This window comes from Pseudomonas sp. KBN12P06040 (genome assembly GCF_037574965.1).
In the GTDB taxonomy this organism is placed as follows: Bacteria; Pseudomonadota; Gammaproteobacteria; order Pseudomonadales; family Pseudomonadaceae; genus Pseudomonas; species Pseudomonas aeruginosa.
In genome coordinates this window covers 4,645,100-4,664,735 of the sequence record NZ_JBBELS010000001.1, presented here as the reverse complement: position 1 = coordinate 4,664,735, position 19,636 = coordinate 4,645,100, and the positions used below count along the sequence as shown (strand labels likewise).

17 protein-coding genes are annotated in these 19,636 nt (G+C 66.9%); 10 read left to right on the top strand and 7 right to left on the bottom strand.

Going from position 1 to position 19,636, the window contains the following annotated elements:
* Positions 1–349: 349 nt before the first annotated feature.
* Positions 350–1,090 carry a sulfate transporter CysZ gene (gene cysZ, locus VQ067_RS21940; RefSeq protein WP_003085838.1) on the bottom strand — a complete coding sequence of 247 codons (741 nt, stop codon included), beginning with the start codon at positions 1,088–1,090 and terminating at the stop codon, positions 350–352.
* A gap of 84 nt (positions 1,091–1,174) precedes the next feature.
* Positions 1,175–3,130 (bottom strand): sensor domain-containing diguanylate cyclase, encoded by a 1,956-nt coding sequence (locus tag VQ067_RS21935; protein WP_031628067.1) that lies wholly within the window; start codon positions 3,128–3,130, stop codon positions 1,175–1,177.
* Between the two features lie 184 nt (positions 3,131–3,314).
* Between VQ067_RS21935 and VQ067_RS21930 the strand changes: the two genes are divergently transcribed.
* The 3 genes from VQ067_RS21930 to VQ067_RS21920 all read left to right on the top strand — a co-directional run bounded on the left by VQ067_RS21930 (position 3,315) and on the right by VQ067_RS21920 (position 5,671).
* Positions 3,315–3,914 (top strand): peroxiredoxin, encoded by a 600-nt coding sequence (locus VQ067_RS21930; protein WP_003085842.1) that lies wholly within the window; start codon positions 3,315–3,317, stop codon positions 3,912–3,914.
* A gap of 133 nt (positions 3,915–4,047) precedes the next feature.
* Entirely contained in the window at positions 4,048–4,998 is a 951-nt protein-coding gene (gene trxB / locus VQ067_RS21925) for a thioredoxin-disulfide reductase (protein ID WP_003109420.1), read from the top strand.
* Between the two features lie 253 nt (positions 4,999–5,251).
* Entirely contained in the window at positions 5,252–5,671 is a 420-nt protein-coding gene (locus VQ067_RS21920) for an MAPEG family protein (protein WP_003085846.1), read from the top strand.
* Positions 5,672–5,681: 10 nt separating this feature from the next.
* Here the strand turns inward: VQ067_RS21920 and VQ067_RS21915 are convergent, their stop codons facing one another.
* The 5 genes from VQ067_RS21915 to VQ067_RS21895 all read right to left on the bottom strand — a co-directional run bounded on the left by VQ067_RS21915 (position 5,682) and on the right by VQ067_RS21895 (position 11,428).
* Positions 5,682–6,644 carry a threonine dehydratase gene (locus VQ067_RS21915; protein WP_023126487.1) on the bottom strand — a complete coding sequence of 321 codons (963 nt, stop codon included), beginning with the start codon at positions 6,642–6,644 and terminating at the stop codon, positions 5,682–5,684.
* 176 nt (positions 6,645–6,820) lie between these two features.
* Positions 6,821–7,990: a chitin-binding protein CbpD gene (cbpD, locus tag VQ067_RS21910; RefSeq protein ID WP_003109418.1), complete on the bottom strand. Its 1,170-nt coding sequence runs from the start codon at positions 7,988–7,990 to the stop codon at positions 6,821–6,823.
* 279 nt (positions 7,991–8,269) lie between these two features.
* Positions 8,270–8,893, bottom strand: coding sequence for an NAD(P)H-dependent oxidoreductase (locus VQ067_RS21905; RefSeq protein WP_003085852.1), 624 nt, complete (start codon positions 8,891–8,893; stop codon positions 8,270–8,272).
* The gene (locus tag VQ067_RS21900; RefSeq protein ID WP_003085854.1) at positions 8,886–10,280 is read right to left on the bottom strand and encodes a class II fumarate hydratase; all 1,395 of its coding nucleotides are present in this window, start codon (positions 10,278–10,280) and stop codon (positions 8,886–8,888) included. Before VQ067_RS21900 ends, VQ067_RS21905 begins: the two co-directional genes overlap by 8 nt.
* A 128-nt stretch (positions 10,281–10,408) precedes the next feature.
* Positions 10,409–11,428 carry a DUF2804 domain-containing protein gene (locus tag VQ067_RS21895; RefSeq protein ID WP_003109416.1) on the bottom strand — a complete coding sequence of 340 codons (1,020 nt, stop codon included), beginning with the start codon at positions 11,426–11,428 and terminating at the stop codon, positions 10,409–10,411.
* A 167-nt stretch (positions 11,429–11,595) separates the two neighbouring features.
* On the opposite strand from VQ067_RS21895, the gene VQ067_RS21890 reads away from it, so the two are divergent.
* The 7 genes from VQ067_RS21890 (at position 11,596) to VQ067_RS21860 (ending at position 19,599) form a co-directional block, all read left to right on the top strand.
* Positions 11,596–12,144, top strand: a complete 549-nt coding sequence (locus VQ067_RS21890; RefSeq protein WP_003120754.1) for a DUF2059 domain-containing protein — start codon at positions 11,596–11,598, stop codon at positions 12,142–12,144.
* A 13-nt stretch (positions 12,145–12,157) separates the two neighbouring features.
* Positions 12,158–12,463: a BolA family protein gene (locus tag VQ067_RS21885; protein WP_003109415.1), complete on the top strand. Its 306-nt coding sequence runs from the start codon at positions 12,158–12,160 to the stop codon at positions 12,461–12,463.
* A gap of 164 nt (positions 12,464–12,627) precedes the next feature.
* Positions 12,628–13,566 carry an oxygen-dependent tRNA uridine(34) hydroxylase TrhO gene (gene trhO / locus VQ067_RS21880; protein ID WP_003109414.1) on the top strand — a complete coding sequence of 313 codons (939 nt, stop codon included), beginning with the start codon at positions 12,628–12,630 and terminating at the stop codon, positions 13,564–13,566.
* Positions 13,567–13,605: 39 nt separating this feature from the next.
* Complete coding sequence (locus tag VQ067_RS21875; RefSeq protein ID WP_023980573.1) at positions 13,606–14,208, top strand: DsbA family protein; 603 nt, start codon at positions 13,606–13,608, stop codon at positions 14,206–14,208.
* Complete coding sequence (locus VQ067_RS21870; RefSeq protein WP_003106581.1) at positions 14,201–15,991, top strand: ABC transporter ATP-binding protein; 1,791 nt, start codon at positions 14,201–14,203, stop codon at positions 15,989–15,991. The genes VQ067_RS21875 and VQ067_RS21870 overlap by 8 nt, the downstream gene beginning before the upstream one ends.
* A 294-nt stretch (positions 15,992–16,285) precedes the next feature.
* Positions 16,286–18,742: an EAL domain-containing protein gene (locus VQ067_RS21865; protein WP_003134291.1), complete on the top strand. Its 2,457-nt coding sequence runs from the start codon at positions 16,286–16,288 to the stop codon at positions 18,740–18,742.
* Between the two features lie 74 nt (positions 18,743–18,816).
* Positions 18,817–19,599 (top strand): TenA family transcriptional regulator, encoded by a 783-nt coding sequence (locus VQ067_RS21860; RefSeq protein ID WP_003085869.1) that lies wholly within the window; start codon positions 18,817–18,819, stop codon positions 19,597–19,599.
* Positions 19,600–19,636 lie beyond the last annotated feature (37 nt).

The window sequence follows — 19,636 nt, the reverse complement described above, 5'->3', positions numbered from 1 at the left end:
GGGCGGGCTGGGGACGGTGGTCATCGAAAGCGGGCCGGAGCCTGCCTCGCCTGGTTGCCACTGTAGTGCCAGGGTGGCGGCGTCGAGGGGGGCGTAGCGGACAGGAAGGGGGTGAGCGCCGGCCATCCTGCATGGACGGCAAGGCCGGCGGGTAAAAAAAGGCCGCCTGCGTGGGGAGGCACCGGCGGCCAGTCGGTTCGGCAGCGTCGAGCCGGTCTGCAAGGGCTGGCGCAGGTCTCGGCTGCGGCCTACGCCGACGCTCCCGAGGGCATTCGTAGTGTGCCCGACGCCGGCTGTCAGGGCGCTGACGCCCGCCTGACAATGCCGACAGCGGACACCGGGCGCATGCTTATTTCACCAGCGCCTTCTCGCCTTCCTCGCGGACCCAGAACAGGGTGGCGCCGGCGACGGCGGCGGGCATCATGACCAGGTTGACCAGCGGGATCAGCAGCGCCAGGTAGGTCATCCCGCCGAAACCCATGCACGCCCAGCGCTTGCTGCGCAGCCAGGCGAGCATCTCGTTCCAGCCGAGCTTGTGGTTGTCCGCCGGATAGTCGATGTACTGCACCGCCATCATCCAGATGCCGAAGAGGATCCACAGCGGCGTGGCGATCAGGTTGACCCCGGGCACGAAGCTCAGCACCAGCAGCACCAGCGCGCGCGGCAGGAAGTAGGCGAGCTTGCGCATCTCGCGACCCATGGTGCGCGGGATCATCGCCAGCAGTTCGGCCCAGCTGAACGGCGGGAAGTCGTCGCGGCCGCGAACCACCACCTCGACCTTTTCCGAGAGGAAGCCGTTGAACGGCGCGGAGATGATGTTGGCGACCATGGTGAAGGTGAAGAACACGATCACCAGCACCAGCAGGACGAACAACGGCCAGACGATGTACTGCAGGAAGCTCAGCCAGTCGGGCAGGCTGGGCATCAGCAGGTCGACCCAGTGGCTGAACTGCTGCATCGCGAAGCCGATCAGCAGGGCGAACACCAGCAGGTTGAGGGTCAGGGGGATCAGCACGAACAGGCGCAGCCCGGGACGCATGATCAGCTTCAGGCCTTCGCCGAGGTATTGCGGGCCGCTCAGGGCTGGCATAGGGAATGGTTCTCCGATGGGATGCGGGCTGAAACCTTAGCAGACTGGCGAAAGCCCGCGACAGAGCCTGTTTGACCGCGCATTTCAGGCTGGCGCCTGGTACAGGCAATAGTGGTTGCGCTGGCGCTTGGCCTGGTACATGGCGCTGTCGGCGGCACGGACCAGTCCTTCGGCATCGCCGGCATGCCGCGGGTAGAGAGCGATGCCGATGCTCGGGGTGACGAAGTCGATGCGTTCGCCATTCAGCGCGATCGGTTGGACCAGCGCCGCCAGCAGGCGTTCTGCGAGGCGCTGCGGATTGTTTTCCTGGCTGTCCTCGAGGAGCACGGCGAATTCGTCGCCGCCCAGGCGGTAGGCCTTGTCCGGCTGCCGCAGGGTGCTGCGTACCCGTTCGGCGACGGTCCTGAGGAGGGCATCGCCGATGTCGTGGCCGAAGCGGTCGTTGACCTCCTTGAAGCGGTCCAGGTCCAGGTACAGCAGCGCCAGTTCGCTTCCGCCGGAGCCGGCGCGAAGCAACGCCTGGCCGAGCTGTTCGTCGAAGGCCTTACGGTTGCCCAGGCCGGTCAGCGGGTCGCGGTAGGCCATTTCCAGCAATTGCTGCTGGTAGGCGATCTGGTCGCTGACGTCGCGGACGATGCCGCGGTAGCCCCGTAGTTCGCCCTGCAGGTCGTGGATCAGCGAAACCGTGGCCTCGAAGTAGCCGAGGCTGCCGTCGGCGCGCTGCAGGGGGATGGCGAAGGTCTTGCCTGCGCCGCTCTGCATGGCGCGCTGGAAGGGTTGGCGGGCACGCGCCAGGTCGTCTTCGCCGAGCAGTTCGTAGTAGGGATGGCCGATCAGCGTTTCGCGCGTCTGGCCGAGCAGTTGGCAGAGCGCGGGGTTGACGGTGAGGATCACGCCGTCGACGTCCATTTCGAAGTAGCCGTCGCGCATCGACTGGAGGATCGCCCGGTCGCGCGCCTCGCTGTGTTCCAGGCGCTCGAGCATCTGGTTCATCTCGCCCGCCAGTTGTCCCAGCTCGTCGTTGCCGAAGTCGCTCAGGCGTATCGAGTGGGCGTTGCGTCCGACTTCGGCGACCTCCCGGTTGAGCCGTTGGACCCGGCGCAGGACCCACAGCTCCAGGGCCAGGTAGCCGACCAGGAAAGCGCCCAGCGCGACCAGCAGGGAGGCGCCGAGGAAGAAGTTGATGGCCTTCTCGCCCTGGATGTAGAGCAGGCGTTTCTTGGTGATGTCGAAACGCAGCTGCGGCTCGCCGCTGGAACTCAGATACTGCACCGAGACCTGCTGGACATGTTCGCCGATGAACCGTCGTGGGCTGAGCAGGGCCTGGTTGTGGGTACTGCCGCTGCGGCTGCGCAGCGGCTTCCAGGTGGAGTCGGTGGCGATGTTGGGCATCGGTTGCAGGTCGGCCTGCATCTGTTCGCGGAGGTTGGCCAGGCGTTCCCGGTCGAGGAAGTAGCCGGCGAGGATCGCGCCCTTCGCCGGCGCGCTACCCTGGTTGTTGCTGATAGGCACGCTGACCAGCAGGGTCGGCAGGTTGTCGACCAGCAGCAGCTCGCTCAGGCTGTGGTCGGTACGTCCGCGAAAGTCCAGCGCGCCGAGGCGGATGGCGCGTTGCTGCAGTGCCTCGAGCAGGGCCTGGTCGCTCGCCGAGGGGGCGCCGAAGAGCACGCGCTGGTCGGGCGCGGGCGGGGACCACTGCTTCAGTTGCAGGTGACCCCGGTCGTCGAGGAACAGGACGAAGTCGAATCCCAGGTCGTCGAGCATCTCGTGGTCGAGGTTTTCCTGTTCGAAGGTCTCGTTGGGGCGCTGGATGAAGTCGTAGCTGGCATCCCACCAGGCGTAGGTGCGAACGATGTCCAGGTGGCGCTTCAACTCGAAGTCCAGCCGGTTGTGCAGGACGGTGGCGCCCTCTTGCAGGCGTTGCTGGTCCTCTCGGTCGAAACGGCTCAGCAGGATGCTTTCCGACAAGAGCCAGATACCGCCGAGACTGGCGGCCAGCAACGGCAGGAACAGCCAGAGCAGGCGTGTGCGTAGGGGCATGCGGTGAGGACGGGTAATGGGCGACAGCATGAGTCTAGCCGCAGGTTGAGAGCATAGGCTGACTCTATCGTGCGAATTGAAATTCGACATTTCAATGCATCGTCGTGGTTGGGTAACCTGCGCTGCATATTCTTCCGGGAGCCTGGCGTCGCCGGGCGGAACCCAACCTTCTAGGAGCCTCGCGATGAGCGTACTGGTCAACAAGCAAGCCCCCGACTTCACTGCTGCCGCGGTCCTCGGCGACGGTTCCATCGTCGATGCCTTCCAGCTTTCCAGCCTGCGCGGCAAGTACGTCGTACTGTTCTTCTGGCCGCTCGACTTCACTTTCGTCTGCCCCTCGGAAATCATTGCCCACAACAACCGCATGGATAAGTTCCGCGAGCTGGGCGTCGAGGTGGTCGGTGTCTCCATCGACTCGCAGTTCACCCACCACGCCTGGCGCAGCACGCCGGTGGAGAAGGGCGGCATCGGCGCGGTCGAGTTCACCATGGTCGCCGACGTCAAGCACGAGATCACCCGCGCCTACGGCATCGAGCACGAGGACGGCGTGGCCTTGCGTGCTTCGTTCCTGATCGACCGCGCCGGGGTGGTCCAGCACCAAGTGGTGAACAACCTGCCGCTGGGGCGCGAGGTGGACGAGATGGTGCGCCTGGTCGAGGCCCTGCAGTTCACCGAGGAACACGGCGAGGTCTGCCCGGCCGGCTGGCGCAAGGGCCAGAAAGGCATGAAGGCGAGCGCCGAGGGCGTGGCCTCGTACCTGGCCGAGAACGCCGAGGCTCTGTGATCCCGATGGCGGGCGCGAAGTGTGCCCGACCGACCTTTTTCCGGGGCGACCGCTCCTTCCAAGCCTTCCCCATGTGCTTTGGTGGCCCCGTTTTTATTCGCGCCGACGCTGATGTCGGCAGGAGTCCGACGAGATGCCCGATACCCTCCGCCACGCCCGAGTGATCATCCTCGGTTCCGGTCCCGCCGGTTACAGCGCGGCTGTCTACGCCGCGCGCGCCAACCTCAAGCCGCTGCTGATCACCGGCATGCAGGCCGGCGGCCAGTTGACCACCACCACCGAGGTCGACAACTGGCCGGGCGATCCCCACGGCCTGACCGGCCCGGCACTGATGCAGCGGATGCAGGAGCACGCCGAGCGCTTCGAGACCGAGATCGTCTTCGACCACATCCATGCCGTGGACCTGGCCGGCAAGCCGTTCACCCTGCGCGGCGACAATGGCACCTACACCTGCGACGCACTGATCGTCGCCACCGGTGCCAGCGCGCGCTACCTGGGGTTGCCGTCGGAGCAGGCGTTCATGGGCAAGGGCGTGTCGGCCTGCGCCACCTGCGACGGTTTCTTCTACCGCAACCGCGAAGTAGCGGTGATCGGCGGCGGCAATACCGCTGTCGAAGAGGCCCTGTACCTGGCCAACATCGCCAGCCGGGTGACCCTGGTGCATCGTCGCGAGACCTTCCGCGCCGAGAAGATCCTCCAGGACAAGCTGCAGGCGCGGGTCGCCGAAGGCAAGATAGTGCTCAAGCTCAACGCCGAGGTCGATGAGGTGCTTGGCGACGCGATGGGCGTCACCGGCGTGCGCCTGAAGACCCGCGACGGCGGCACCGAGGAGATCGCCGTGGATGGCATGTTCGTCGCCATCGGCCATACTCCCAATACCTCGCTGTTCGAAGGGCAACTGGCCCTGAAGGACGGCTACCTGGTGGTCAACGGCGGGCGTGAAGGCAACGCCACCGCGACCAACGTACCGGGTGTGTTCGCCGCCGGCGACGTGGCCGACCACGTCTACCGCCAGGCGATCACCTCGGCCGGCGCCGGCTGCATGGCCGCGCTGGATGTGGAGCGCTATCTCGATTCGCTCTGATGAGAAGACAGCCCTGAGTGCTGCGTGCAAGGAAGGCCCCGCTTCGGCGGGGCTTTTCTTTGTCCGTTCGGAAAGCCGCGGGCAGTGGGTCGTCCGGTTACGCATCCGCCGACGGCGGACATCGGGGCCGAGCGGCGTACCGGCAGAACACGACTTAAGGACGGCGGACTGCGAATAGAGCAATTGCTCTAGCCGGCCTAGAATCCAGACGCTTCATCCTTCCCACGACAAGACAATAGAAGGAGCGTCATCCATGTTTCTCAGCCCTAGCGCGATCTGCCTGCTCGGCCTGATCGCCTGGACCCTGTTGCTGGTCTTCCTGCTGGTCAGCCAGCGCGGCCTGCTGGTACTCGGCGGGCGGATGGCGGTGAACGCCTTCGCCGCCGATGGCAGCAACACGCCTGGCGGTTTCGGCCAGCGGCTGGTGCGAGTCCATGCCAACTGCGTGGAGAACCTGCCGCTGCTGGCCGGCGCGCTGCTCTACGCGATCGCCAGCGGGCAGAGCAGCCTGACCGACCCGTTGGCGCCACTGGTGCTCGGCGCCCGGCTGTTCCAGTCGCTGATGCACCTGGTCAGCACCTCCGCGCTGTTCGTCTGGCTGCGTTTCGCCGGCTTCTTCGTGCAGTTGCTGGTGCTCGCCTGGTGGCTGCTGCTCCTCGCGGGGCTGGCCTAGCGGCGCCGGCTCAGTCGCCGGCGGCCAGTTGCTCGGCGAATACCTCGCGGTCGACGTTCGCTCCGCTGAGGATCAGGCCTACCTTCAGCCCCTTCAGGCGCTCGCGCTCCTGCCAGGCGGCGGCCAGCGCCGCCACCCCGGCGCCCTCGGCGACGTTGTGGGTGCTGGTGAAGCACAGGCGCATGGCCGCGCCGATCTCCCTGTCGCTGACCCGCACCAGGCGATCGGCGCCGGCCAGGATCATTTCCAGCGCGCTCGGGTCCGGCGTACTGCACGCCATGCCGTCGGCCAGGCGGGTGTCGACCGGGTGGCTGATCGCCGTGCCGGCCTCGAACGACAGGGCGTAGGCCGGCGCATGGGCGGACACCACGCCGACGATGCGGGTCTTCAGGCCCAGCGCGTCGCGCGCGGCGATCAGGCCGCAGATGCCCGAACCCATACCGATCGGCACGTAGACTTCGTCAAGGTCGGCCAGCGCGGCGAACAACTCCAGGCTGTAGCTGGCGACTCCGGCCACCAGCCAGGGATGGAACGCCGGAATCAGGTGCAGGCCTTCGCGCCGGGCGCGCTCGGCGGCGTATTCGCGGGAGGCCTGGAAGTCCTCGCCATGCTCGATCAGCTCCGCGCCGAGGCTGCGCATCGCCGCGTTCTTCTCGCGGCTGTTGCCGTGCGGCACGACGATGATCGGCTGGATGCCGTAGCGGCTCGCCGAGAAGGCCACCGACTGGCCGTGGTTGCCGCGGGTGGCGCTGATCACGCCGGCCGGCCGCTCACCCTGGTGCGCCAGGTGGTGGAAATACACCAGGCCGCCGCGCAGCTTGAAGGCCCCCACCGGCAGGTGGTTCTCGTGCTTCATCCACACTTCGCAACCCAGTGCCTCGCATAGCAGTGGCCAGCGTATCTGCGGCGTCGGCGGCAGGCTCTGGTGGACGATGGCGGCGGCTTGTTGGAGGGCGGCGAGAGAAAAAGGCATGCGTGGTTTCCCCGTGCTGGTGGTCGGACCAGCCTAGGGAGCGCACGGCAGATTGAACAGGCACACGTAGCCAGGGTTTCGCCGGGGGACTGTACCGTTGCGCGGATTCGCCGTCTCGCGGCGGGTGCCTGGCGGCGAAAACGACTGCCGCCCGGAGCGGGCGGCAGTCGAGGGCGTTACAGCAGGGTCCAGGCGTCCTGCCAGGCCATGCCCTTGCCCGGGGCGTAGTAGAGGTCCCAGCCCTTGCACCAGCCGGAGTTCGGGTAGGGCTTGCACTGGTAGCGCTTGCCATCGGCACCGCGCACTACGGTCCCGGCGTCGTATTGCTGCAGGCCTTGCGGATAGTCGAAGTCGACCTTGCCGTCGCCGCCCGGCTGCTCGCCGCCGCCCTCGACCGGTAGTTCGATGTCGACCTGGAAGCGGTAGCCGGCCTGGCGCACGTAGACCTGGTTGTCCTGCGAGCTGGCCACCGGGCTGACCGCCCCGTAGGCATCCAGCACGCCGACGTTGACCAGGGTGGAGTCCTGGTTGACCTTCTGCGCCAGCGCCAGCGGCCATTGCTTGGCACCGTTGTTGCCCTGGGCCAGGGTCAGGCTGTGACGCTGGGCGTCGCGGCCCTGGGCATCGAACAGACGCAGGGTGACGGTAGCACCGGCTGGCAGGTCCTGCTGCGCGCGCAGGTTGCCCAGCGCTTGCCAGGGGTTGGCGACGGCGCCGCTGAAGCTCACGTCGATGCAGGCGTAGAAGGCTTCCGGGCTGTCCGAGCGCTGCCAGACGTTATAGATCACATGCTTGCCGGTCTTGCCCTGGGGCAGCGGGCAGTTCATCCGGTAGGTGCCGTTCTCCAGCTTGACGCTGGTGATCGAGCAGAACGGCGCGGGTTCCAGGTCGCTCCAGGCCAGCGGCTTCTCGGGGTTGTAGCCGTCCTTGGTGATGTAGAAGTCGAAGTAGCGGGTCGCGTGCGGCGCGCTGGCCTTGTAGACGAACTGGAAGTTGCCGCTGGCGTCCGGCGCAATGGCAGTGCTGGGCCAGTCGCTGCGAGCCAGGTTCAGGCCCTTGAACAGTGCCTTGCCGGCGCCGCAGAGCTGGCCGTCGGGGACCACCGCCTGGTGGTTGCCGTTGGCGTTGCCCTGGTTGACGCCATTCCAGTCGTACAGCGCCTGGGTGCCGCCGGCGGCGACGGCGGCCTTGCAGGCGGCCGACTTGGGATTCTCCGGACCTTCGAGGAAGCAGCCGTAGACCCGGCTGGGCGGCGTTTCCATCGAGCCGTGGGCATGGGCTGCCTGGGGCAGGAACAGGGCGAGGGTGAGTGGCAGGAGTGCCAGGGTGGCTGAGTAGTGTTTCATGACAAGTCCTTTTTTCCAGAACCGGATTCATTTCGAAGCGGGCTGATCCTAGCCCTCGGTGCCGGTTTGAGGTCCCTACCAAATGTGACGGGCCGGTCAGATTCGCTACCCATTCCTGATGGATGTCGCGGAATGCAAAGCGGTCGGCACCCGCACTGTGAGCCGGTAGAGGCAGGCAAAGGGCCGCCATGGGGGCGGGGAAGGCAAGCCGGCGGGAAGGTGGCGGACCTGTCAGAACGATCAGTGTCCGCGCCCGGCCGCAGCCGGGCGGGAAGGGAACTAGACCTGGCTGCCGAGCTGTTCGGCGCGACGCAGCCAACCCTGGCGCTGTTCCTCGCTGGAACTGCGCATCGGCGCGAACTCTTCCAGGCGGCGGGTGGCGATGCCACAGGCGCCGAGCACGCTGCGCACCATCTGCCGGTGCGCCGGCGGGCCCTTGAGGAAGCGCAGCCGCGACAGCGGCTGGTCGTGGCAGACCAGCAGGTCGGCGCTGCGCCCGCCCAGCAGTTGCTCCCAGTCCTTGTCCTGGGTGCCGCGGTAGCGGAAGGCGAAGCCCGGCTGCAGGGCGCGGTCGAAGAAGCCCTGCAGCAGCGCCGGCAGGCCGCCCCACCAGACCGGGTAGACGAACACCAGGTGCTCGGCCCAGTGGATCTGCCGCTGCGCTTCCAGCAGGTCGGGTTCGAGCACCTGGCTCTGTTCGTAGCCTTCGTGGAGGATCGGGTCGAAGGCCAGTTCGCCCAGCTTCAGTTCGCGCACCACGTGATCCTTGCTGCGCGCGCCCTGGGCGTAGCATTCGGCGAGCAGGTGGCAGAAGCTCTTGCGCTTGGGCGAGCCGACGATCAGCAGGATGCGCTTGCCGTCGCCTTCCAGCGGGGTGGCGCCGGTCTTGGCGGTTTCAACCATGGTGGCCGGCCTCCAGCATCTGCTCCGGCCGTACCCATTCGTCGAACTGCGCTTCGTCCAGGTAGCCCAGCTGCAGCGCCGCGGCGCGCAGGGTGGTGCCTTCGGCGTAGGCCTTCTTGGCGATTTCGGCGGCCTTGTCGTAGCCGATGTGCGGGTTCAGTGCGGTGACCAGCATCAGGCCGCGCTCCAGCAGGTCGGCCATGCGCTGGGCGTCCGGCTCCAGGCCGGCGACGCAATGCTTGTTGAAGTTGCGGCAGCCGTCGGCGAGCAGGCGGATGGACTCCAGCAGGTTGTAGACGATCACCGGCTTGAACACGTTGAGTTGCAGATGGCCCTGGCTGGCGGCGAAGGAAATCGTGCTGTCGTTGCCCATGACCTGGCAGGCCAGCATCGACAGCGCCTCGCACTGGGTCGGGTTGACCTTGCCGGGCATGATCGAGCTGCCCGGCTCGTTGGCCGGCAGCTTCACCTCGGCGAAGCCGGCGCGTGGGCCTGAGCCGAGCAGGCGCAGGTCGTTGGCGATCTTCATCAGGGCCACCGCCAGGCTCTTCAGGGCGCCGGAGAGGATGACCAGAGGCTCGTGGCCGGCCAGGGCGGCGAACTTGTTCGGCGCGGCGACGAAGGGCAGGCCCGATTCGGCGGCGATTTCCGCGGCGATGGCGTCGGCGAAGCCCTTCGGCGCGTTGAGCCCGGTGCCCACCGCGGTGCCGCCCTGGGCCAACTGGTAGACCGCCGGCAGCGCCGCGCGGATGGCGCGCTCGGCGTAGTCGAGCTGGGCGACGAAGGCCGAGAGTTCCTGGCCGAAGGTGATCGGCGTGGCGTCCATCAGGTGGGTGCGCCCGGTCTTGACCAGGCTGGCGTGCCGCGCCGACTGTTCGGCGAGACCTCCGGAAAGCTCGGCGATGGCCGGCAGCAATTGTTCGTGCACGGCCTTGGCGGCGGCGATGTGCATGGCGGTGGGGAAGCTGTCGTTGGAACTCTGCGCGCGGTTGACGTGGTCGTTGGGATGCACCGGCGACTTGCCGCCGCGCGGATTGCCGGCCAGTTCGTTGGCGCGGCCGGCGATCACCTCGTTGACGTTCATGTTGGTCTGGGTGCCGCTGCCGGTCTGCCAGACCACCAGCGGGAAGTGTTCGTCGTGGCGGCCTGCGAGGACCTCGTCGGCGGCCTGTTCGATCAGCCGGGCGACTTCCGGCGGCAGTTCGCCGAGGTGGTCGTTGACCCGCGCGGCGGCTTTCTTGATCAGCGCCAGGGCGTGGATCACGGCGAGCGGCATGCGCTGGCCGCCGATGGCGAAGTTCTCCAGCGAGCGCTGGGTCTGGGCGCCCCAGTAGGCGTCGTCGGGCACCTCTATGGTGCCCAGGCTATCGGTTTCGGTCCGGCTCATGAGTGTTCTCCAGGGTGCGTATCCGGCAGTTTAGGCCTTCGCTCCCGCCTTGGGTTCCGCTGCCGTCGCTTCCTCGTGGGCATTTTTCGCCGCGCTGCGGGTCGGAAATAGATTGCCCGCCGCCGGCGTCACCAGCGCGCGCGGGTCGAACCGATCCAGCCGAGGGCGCCGTCCACCGGCACGCAGTCGCCGTCGTCGTGGCGCAGGGTGCCGTTGAAACGGCCGAACCACTGGCGGGTATTGGCATAGAACAGGCCGACGCTGGGCCGCGCCTGGTGCAGCTGTTCGGGACGGAAGAGCAGCTCGACGCGACCGCAGGCGCTGTCCAGGCGCCATTCGGCCAGCGGGTCGCGAGGCTCGCGGATGTGCACGTCGTCGAGCACGCGGCTGAGCTTGCCGCCGAACCACAGGGCGTTCTCGCGCAGGTCGCTGGCTTCGGTCCAGCCGGTGCCGAAGTTGCCGGCGATGCCGCCGGGGGCGGCGAAGGCGGCGCGGGTCCAGTAGGTATGCAGCGGCCAGACGCCGCGGCCGAAGTCCAGCGCGGCGAAGCTCTGGCCCGCCTGGCAGTCGTAGCGCCGGCGGCCGAGTTGCAGGCAGCCGCTGATCGGCAGGCCGAGCTGGCGGCTACAGGCATGGAAGGTGTGTTCGCCCATCGGCACCACCAGGTTCACCGACTCCAGGTGCGACGGTCGTCGCACTTCTAGCGCCAGCTCCAGCGGCAGGCCGCCGAGGTCCGGGGCCTGGCCGGTGACGCGCAGGCGCCCGGGCTGTTCGTCGAAGCGCAATTGCAGGCGGGGATGCTCGAAGGCATGGCTGGCCTGCGGCTCGTCGGGCAACTGGCAGCCGAGGCCGAAGAAGCGGATCTGCGTGTGCGCTACCGCCTGGCCGCTGTCCAGGTCGAGGAAATAGGCGGCGCCGTAGGTCAGGTAGTCGAGGTCGGCGATGGTCAGCGAGAGCATCCAGCCGGGGCTGACGATGCACCAGTGGTTCCAGCGCTTGCGCCGGCCGAAGTGGCCGGGGATGTGGCAGAGCACCCGCGGCCGGGCGGACCAGCCGACCGCCCGGGGATCGAGCCGGCCGTGGCTGTCGCAGAGGTTGCGCAGGGGCGGGGGCGATACGGCGAGGGTATCGGCGGCGGTTCCGTTCATCTAACACATCCATGTGACAGGCTGACGCAAGCATGCCGGCTGCGGAAGGAAGGCGGCAAGTACCCACTACAGAACTGATAGTAGACGGCATGGAGCGGGCGGGCGCCGGATAGGATTCTCCCGATATTCGGCGCCGCGCTTGAGCGGATTTCGAACTTAGGCGCAGAATGTCGGGTCCCACGGACACATCTACCCAACCTCAAGGATTTTCCATGACCCGTCTTCGCCTCATCGGCAGCGCCGTGCTGCTCAGCCTCAGCTCCATGGCCATGGCCGATTCCGCCAGCCAGGCCGAGCAATTCCTCAAGCTGGTCCATGCCGACAAGCTGACGGTCCCGGTCTATGCCCAGGTGCAGCAGATGCTGGCCCAGCGCTTTGCCCAGGCCAAGGCGCCGGAGAGCAAGAAGGCGGTTCTCGAGCGTTACCAGGCCAAGGCCAATGCCGAACTGGACCGCGCCATCGGCTGGGACAAGATCAAGCCCGAGCTGATCAAGCTCTACACCACCAACTTCACCGAGTCCGAGCTGAAGGACCTGAATGCCTTCTACCAGTCGCCGCTGGGCAAGAAGGTGCTGGAGAAGATGCCGCGCCTGACCGCCGAATCCGCCCAACTGACCCAGGCCAAGCTGCAAGGCGCCGTCGAGCCGGTGAACAAGCTGATGGCCGACATGGACAAGGAACTCGGCGTCGCCGCGCCGGCCCAGAAGAAAAAGTGAGTCGTGATTCGCGATGAGCATGCGTGACCGTATCCAGACCGCCCTGCAGCCCCTCGATCCGCAACACGTCGAGGTGCTCGACGAGAGCCACATGCACAGCCGCGGGCTGGAGACCCACTTCAAGGTGGTGCTGGTCAGCCCGCAGTTCGCCGGGTTGAACGCGGTGAAGCGGCACCAGAAGGTATATGCCACCCTCGGTGGGTTGATGGGCGAGTTCCACGCCCTGGCGCTGCATACCTTCACCCCTGAGGAGTGGAGCCAGGCTGCGGTGCCGTCCTCGCCGACCTGCCGCGGCGGGAGCAAGCACGACATACCCTGAGACGGCGTCCGTCGCGGCGGGGTGCAGAGCCTGCCCCTGCTGCGCTAGACTACGCACCCAGCGCCGGCCTTCCGCCGGCGTTGTCGTTTCCATGGCGCCAGTGGCTGGCGCTTTTCGTTCCGGTCCGCCCTTTACGCGGGCGACCACCTGGAGGCTATATCCCCATGACATCCATCGTCGTGGCGGCGCTGTACAAGTTCGTGACTCTCGACGATTACGTGGCGCTGCGTGAACCCCTGCTGCAAACCCTGCTCGACAACGGTGTGAAAGGCACCTTGCTGCTGGCCGAGGAAGGCATCAACGGCACCGTCTCCGGTAGCCGCGAAGGCATCGATGCGCTGTTCGCCTGGCTGCGCAGCGATCCCCGGCTGGCCGATATCGAGCACAAGGAATCCTACTGCGACGAACAGCCGTTCTACCGCACCAAGGTCAAGCTGAAGAAGGAAATCGTCACCCTCGGCGTGCCTGGCGTCGATCCGAACAAGCAGGTCGGCCAGTATGTCGAGGCGAAGGACTGGAATGCCCTGATCAGCGATCCGGAAGTCCTGCTGATCGATACCCGCAACGACTACGAGGTGGCGATCGGCACCTTCGAGGGCGCGGTCGATCCGAAGACCAGGTCGTTCCGCGAGTTCCCCGAGTACATCAAGGCCCACTACGACCCGGCGCGGCACAAGAAGGTGGCGATGTTCTGCACCGGCGGCATCCGCTGCGAGAAGGCTTCCAGCTACATGCTCGGCGCCGGTTTCGAGGAGGTCTTCCACCTCAGGGGCGGCATCCTCAAGTACCTCGAAGAGGTGCCGCAGGAACAGAGCCTGTGGCGCGGCGACTGCTTCGTATTCGACAACCGCGTGACCGTGCGCCACGATCTTAGCGAGGGCGAGTACGATCAGTGCCACGCCTGCCGCAACCCGGTTTCGCTGGAAGACCGCCAGTCCGAGCACTACGTGCCCGGCATCAGCTGTCCGCACTGCTGGGACTCGCTGAGCGAGAAGACCCGCGCCGGCGCCCGCGAGCGGCAGAAACAGATCGAACTGGCGCGGCAGCGCAACCAGCCGCACCCGCTCGGTCGCGATCCGCGCCAGTCCACGCTGGAGAACTGAACCTTGGCCAAGGCCCGCCTGCTGTACGTGATGGACCCCATGTGTTCCTGGTGCTGGGGCTTCGCCCCGGTCGCCGAGGCGCTGTCCCGGCAGGCGGCCGCCGACGGCGTCGCTTTCCACCTGGTAGCCGGTGGCCTGCGCGCCGGCCACGGCGCGGCGCTCGACCCGAATACCCGCGGCTACATCCTCGGCCACTGGCAGACCGTGCAGCAGACCACCGGCCAGCCGTTCCGCTTCGACGACGCGTTGCCCGAAGGCTTCGTCTATGACACCGAGCCGGCCTGCCGGGCCCTGGTGGCGGCGCGCAGCCTCGACGAGGAAAGCGCCTGGCCGCTGGTGAGGGCGATCCAGCGGGCGTTCTACGCCGAGGGTCGCGATGTCACCCAGGCGGCGGTGCTCGCCGACCTGGCGGAAGCGGTGGGAATTCCACGCATCGAGTTCGCCGCGGTCTTCGACAGCGGCGAGGCGCGTGACGCCACCGCCGCCGATTTCGCCTGGGTCCAGGACCTTGGCATCGCCGGGTTCCCGACCCTGCTGGCCGAGCGCAACGGCCAACTGGCGTTGCTCACCAACGGCTACCAGCCGCTTGCCGAACTTTCACCCTTGCTCGGCCGCTGGCTGGAACGGGGCCGGCATGAGTGAGCGCGGAGACCGCCTGAGCTGGGCGGAGATTCGTCGACTCGCACTGCGCCACAAGAAAGCCCTGTTGCTCGCCAACCTGGTGGCGGTGCTGGCCACCCTCTGCACCGTGCCGATCCCCTTGCTGCTGCCGTTGCTGGTGGACGAAGTGCTGCTCGGCAAGGGCGACGGCGCGCTGCGTTTCATGGACCGCCTGTTGCCCGCCGACTGGCAGGTGGCGTTCGGCTACATCGGCCTGATGCTGGCGGCGACCCTCCTGTTGCGGGGGGCGGCGCTGGTGTTCAACGTGCTCCAGGCGAAGCTGTTCGCGCGGCTGTCCAAGGACATCGTCTACCGCATCCGCCTGCGTCTGATCGAGCGCCTCCGGCATATCGCCCTGGGCGAATACGAAACCCTCGGCGGCGGTTCGATCAGCGCCCACCTGGTGACCGACCTGGACACCCTGGACAAGTTCGTCGGGGAAACCCTCAGCCGCTTCCTGGTCGCTTTGCTGACGCTGCTCGGCACCGCCGCGATCCTGGTCTGGATGCACTGGCAGCTGGCCTTGCTGATCCTGCTGTTCAACCCGCTGGTGATCTGGTCCACGGTACAACTGGGCAAGCGCGTCAAGCACCTCAAGAAGCTCGAGAACGACAGCACCGCGCGCTTCACCCAGGCGCTCACCGAGACCCTCGAGGCGATCCAGGAAGTCCGCGCCGGCAATCGCCAGGGCTATTTCCTCGGCCGCCTCGGCCACCGCGCCCAGGAAGTCCGCGACTACGCCGTGGCCTCGCAATGGAAAAGCGACGCCGCCGGGCGCGCCAGCGGCCTGCTGTTCCAGTTCGGCATCGATGTGTTCCGCGCCGCGGCGATGCTTACCGTGCTGCTCTCGGACCTGTCGATCGGCCAGATGCTCGCGGTGTTCAGCTACCTCTGGTTCATGATCGGTCCGGTCGAACAGCTGCTCGGCCTGCAATACGCCTACTACGCCGCTGGCGGCGCGTTGCAGCGGATCAACGAGTTGCTGGCGCGGGCCGACGAGCCGCGCTACCCGCCGCTGCGCGATCCGTTCGCCGGCCGCACGACCGTTGGCATCGAGGTGCGCGGGCTGGATTTCGCCTACGGCGAGGACAAGGTCCTGGAGCAGTTGGACCTGAACATCGGCGCCGGCGAGAAGGTTGCCCTGGTCGGCGCCAGCGGCGGCGGCAAGAGCACGCTGGTGCAACTGCTACTCGGCCTCTACAGTGCGCAGCGCGGCAGCATCCGCTACGGCGGGGTGCCCCTGGAGGAAATCGGCCTGGACTGCGTGCGCGAACATGTCGCGGTGGTCCTCCAGCATCCGGCGCTGTTCAACGACAGCGTGCGGGCCAACCTGACCATGGGCCGCGAACGCAGCGACCAGGCCTGCTGGCGGGCTTTGGAGATCGCCCAGTTGGCCGACGGCGTGCGGCGCCTGCCGCAGGGGCTGGACACCGTGGTCGGGCGTTCCGGGGTGCGCCTGTCGGGCGGTCAGCGGCAGCGCCTGGCGATCGCCCGGATGATCCTCGCCGAGCCCAAGGTGGTGATCCTCGACGAGGCCACCTCGGCCCTCGACGCCGCTACCGAGTACGCCCTGCACCAGGCGCTCGGCGACTTCCTCGAAGGCCGCACCACATTGATCGTGGCTCATCGGCTGTCGGCGGTGAAGCAGGCCGACCGGGTCCTGGTCTTCGATGGCGGGCATATCGCCGAAGACGGCGACCACCAGCAACTGATCGCCGAAGGCGGCCTCTACGCCCGGCTCTACGGACATCTGCAACAGATGTGAGGCGCCAGGCTGTCGCCTGGCGGTTTTTCTCGTATATTCCATATAAGACATCCGGTTTTTATTGGCTGCGGCAATAAAAAACGCTGTCTGTTCCGCCAGGTGCAGGGCAGGTTTGGCAAACAGCCACTAGACTCCTACTGTTTGCCGGGTGTCCGCCTCCTCCAGCGTCGTGGCTGCCGGCAGGCAAGGCCTCGGGAGTTCTGCGACGGGATCTTGAGCGGCCGACAGGTGATGCAGTCAGGGGTGACGGAGACGGCACCCGATCGCTTAGCGCCAGTTTGAATGGTAGATGGAATGAGGCAGAACCGGACTCTCGACAAGCCCCGCCTGCTCGGCCTGGTATGGCCCTTCATCGTCGTGGTGCTGTTGCAGGCCATGCTGGCGGGCGGCAGTCTCTACGTCCTCTCCGCGGTGCGCAGCTATGTCGGCGGCGAAAGCCTCTGGTCGAAGGGCCAGAAGGATGCCATCTACTATCTCACCCTCTATGCCGACTCACGCGCCGACGAAGACTTCCGCCGCTACGAGGAGGCCATCGCGATCCCCCTCGGCGACCGCGAGATGCGCCTTGCCCTGGACCAGCCCGACCCGGACATCGAGGCGGCCCGCCAGGGCATCCTCAAGGGCGGCAACCATGCCGACGACGTTACCGCGATCATCTGGCTGTACCGCAACTTCCACGACTTCAGTTACTTCGAGCGCGCCATCGAGCTGTGGCTGGTGGGCGACAAGTACGTCATGGAACTGATCGACGTCGCCGGCAAGATGCGCGCGGGCATCGGCACCGGGCAGGCCAGTGCCGAGCAGGTGCAACAGTGGAAGACCGAGATCCACGCGATCAACGAGAAGGTCACGCCGGCGGCCAAGGCCTTCAGCGACGCCCTCGGCGAGGGCTCGCGGGCCTTGCTCAGGCTGCTGCTGGTGGCCAACCTGACCACCGCCAGCGTGCTCATCCTCCTGGCGTTCCTGCGTACCCGGCAACAACTGATGCAGCGCCAGGAAGTGGAGAACGCCCTCGATGCCGAGCGCGAACGGGCCCAGATCACCCTGGCCTCGATCGGCGACGGAGTGATCACCGCCGACACCCAGGGGGGCATTTCCTACCTCAACCCGGCCGCCGAGCAGATGACCAACTGGACGCTGGACAAGGCCCGCGGCCTGCCCCTGGCGTCGCTGTTCCGGATCGTCGACGAAAGCTCGCGGGAGGAGGGCATGCTGCTGATCGAGCAGATCCTCAGCGGCGAGATCGACGGCGGCCGCGAGCATTCCAAGCTGGTCCTGCGCCACGACGGCAGCAGCGTGCCGGTGACCCTGGTGGGCGCGCCGATCCATCGCGGCGGCGAGATCACCGGGGTGGTCCTGGTGCTTCACGACATGACCCGCGAGCGCCAGTACATGGCGCGCCTGTCCTGGCAGGCGACCCACGATGCGTTGACCGGGCTGACCAACCGCCGCGAGTTCGAGTATCGCCTGCAGATAGCGCTGGAACGCCTGGAGCGCAACAGCGGGCGGCACGCCCTGATGTTCCTCGACCTGGACCAGTTCAAGCTGGTCAACGACACCTGCGGCCACGCCGCCGGCGACGAACTGCTGCGCCAGGTCTGCACCCTGCTGCAACAAGGCTTGCGCGAGGGCGACACGCTGGCGCGGCTGGGCGGCGACGAGTTCGGCATCCTGCTGGAGAACTGCCCGGCGGAAAAAGCCGTGGAGATCGCCGACCATCTGCGCAAGACGGTCCAGGACCTGCACTTCACCTGGAGCGGGCAGCCGTTCAACTGCACCGTCAGCGTCGGCCTGGTGCACCTGCTGCCGGGTATCTCGACCCTCGAGGAGGCACTGCGCTCCGCCGACATGGCCTGCTACATGGCCAAGGAAAAGGGGCGCAATCGGGTCCAGGTGTTCCATCAGGACGACGTCGAACTGTCGATGCGCTTCGGCGAGATGACCTGGGTCCAGCGCATCCACCTGGCGCTGGAGGAAGACCGCTTCAGTCTCTATGCCCAGCCCATCGTGCCGCTGGGCGAAGGTGCGGAGGAGGGCTTGCACGTCGAACTGCTGCTGCGCCTGCGCGACGAGGGCGGGCGCCTGGTGCCGCCGCTGAGCTTCATACCCGCCGCCGAGCGCTACGGCCTGATGACGCTGATCGATCGCTGGGTGGTGGAGAATGCCTTCCGCACCCTCGTCGAGCGCGCCCAGGACCCTCGCGCCGAGCCGATCGGCACCTGCGCCATCAACCTCTCCGGCGCGACCATCGGCGACGAGTCGTTCCTGCAGTTCCTCACCGAGCTGTTCGCCCGTTACCGCATTCCGCCGCAGACGATCTGCTTCGAGGTCACCGAAACCGTGGCGGTTGCCAACCTGGCCAGCGCCATCCGCTTCATCAACGAGCTCAAGGACACCGGTTGTCGTTTCTCCCTGGACGATTTCTGCGCCGGCATGTCGTCCTTCATCTACCTCAAGCACCTGCCGGTGGATTACCTGAAGATCGATGGCAGCTTCGTCAAGGACATGCTCGAGGATCCCATCGATCGCGCCATGGTCCAGGTGATCAACCATATCGGCCACGTGATGGGCAAACGTACCATCGCCGAGTTCGTCGAGACCGTCGAAGTGATGGAGGCGCTGCGCGAGATCGGCATCGACTATGCCCAGGGCCTGGCCATCGGCGCGCCCCTGCCGTTCAGTCGCCAGCCTCCGGGCGCAGGGCTGGATGCCCAGGGCCTGTGGCCGAGCCTCGGACAGAACCTCCGGTAGGTGACCGCGGAGCGAAGAAAGAGTAGTTTCGCTGCTATGAGGCCGTTGCCGAGAAGAAGAGAAGGGAGACGGGTGTGAGCGAGTTCTTTGACCGTACGGGCCCCTTGCAGGAGGCGGGAAGCTATCCGCAGTGGGCGCAGCAACTGATCGTCGACTGCCAGGCGAGCAAGGACCGGGTTTCCGGCCACGAGCTGTACCGGCGCATGCGCGACGCCGAGCTGAGCCCGGCGCTGATGCGCCTGTACCTGATCGGCGGCTGGCCGGTGGTCGAGCAGTTCCCCTTGTACATGTCGCAGAACCTGCTGAAGACCCGTTTCGCCCGCCATCCCGGCGAAGACATGGCGCGCCGCTGGCTGATGCGCAATATTCGGGTCGAACTCAACCACGCCGACTACTGGCTGCACTGGGCCGAGGCCCACGGCGTGAGCCTGGCCGAGATCCAGGCGCAAGACGTGCCGGCCGAACTGCACGCGCTCAGCCACTGGTGCTGGCACACCTGCGCCAGCGACTCACTGCCGGTGGCCATGGCCGCCACCAACTACGCCATCGAAGGCGTCACTGGCGAGTGGTCGGCGCTGGTCTGTTCGAACGGCGTCTACGAAAACGCCTTCCCCAAGGAAGGCCGCAAGCGCGCCATGAAGTGGCTCAAGCTCCACGCCCAGTACGACGATGCCCACCCCTGGGAGGCGCTGGAGATCATCTGCACCCTGGCCGGCACCAATCCCAGCGCCGAGCTGCGCCGGCAACTGCGCGACGCGATCTGCAAGAGCTACGACTACATGTACCTGTTCCTCGAGCGCTGCATGCAACTGGAGGAGGCGCGCAGCGCCCGCAAGCTCGCGGTCGGCGCGGAGTAGTCTTGCGCGCAGCGGAATCCCGGCGTGTTCTGCCGGG

Coding starts and splice junctions, on each gene's coding strand:
- cysZ (WP_003085838.1), bottom strand. CDS start 1,090: ATGCCAGCCCTGAGCGGCCCGCAATACCTCGGCGAAGGCCTGAAGCTG.
- VQ067_RS21935 (WP_031628067.1), bottom strand. CDS start 3,130: ATGCCCCTACGCACACGCCTGCTCTGGCTGTTCCTGCCGTTGCTGGCC.
- VQ067_RS21930 (WP_003085842.1), top strand. CDS start 3,315: ATGAGCGTACTGGTCAACAAGCAAGCCCCCGACTTCACTGCTGCCGCG.
- trxB (WP_003109420.1), top strand. CDS start 4,048: ATGCCCGATACCCTCCGCCACGCCCGAGTGATCATCCTCGGTTCCGGT.
- VQ067_RS21920 (WP_003085846.1), top strand. CDS start 5,252: ATGTTTCTCAGCCCTAGCGCGATCTGCCTGCTCGGCCTGATCGCCTGG.
- VQ067_RS21915 (WP_023126487.1), bottom strand. CDS start 6,644: ATGCCTTTTTCTCTCGCCGCCCTCCAACAAGCCGCCGCCATCGTCCAC.
- cbpD (WP_003109418.1), bottom strand. CDS start 7,990: ATGAAACACTACTCAGCCACCCTGGCACTCCTGCCACTCACCCTCGCC.
- VQ067_RS21905 (WP_003085852.1), bottom strand. CDS start 8,893: ATGGTTGAAACCGCCAAGACCGGCGCCACCCCGCTGGAAGGCGACGGC.
- VQ067_RS21900 (WP_003085854.1), bottom strand. CDS start 10,280: ATGAGCCGGACCGAAACCGATAGCCTGGGCACCATAGAGGTGCCCGAC.
- VQ067_RS21895 (WP_003109416.1), bottom strand. CDS start 11,428: ATGAACGGAACCGCCGCCGATACCCTCGCCGTATCGCCCCCGCCCCTG.
- VQ067_RS21890 (WP_003120754.1), top strand. CDS start 11,596: ATGTCGGGTCCCACGGACACATCTACCCAACCTCAAGGATTTTCCATG.
- VQ067_RS21885 (WP_003109415.1), top strand. CDS start 12,158: ATGAGCATGCGTGACCGTATCCAGACCGCCCTGCAGCCCCTCGATCCG.
- trhO (WP_003109414.1), top strand. CDS start 12,628: ATGACATCCATCGTCGTGGCGGCGCTGTACAAGTTCGTGACTCTCGAC.
- VQ067_RS21875 (WP_023980573.1), top strand. CDS start 13,606: ATGTGTTCCTGGTGCTGGGGCTTCGCCCCGGTCGCCGAGGCGCTGTCC.
- VQ067_RS21870 (WP_003106581.1), top strand. CDS start 14,201: ATGAGTGAGCGCGGAGACCGCCTGAGCTGGGCGGAGATTCGTCGACTC.
- VQ067_RS21865 (WP_003134291.1), top strand. CDS start 16,286: ATGAGGCAGAACCGGACTCTCGACAAGCCCCGCCTGCTCGGCCTGGTA.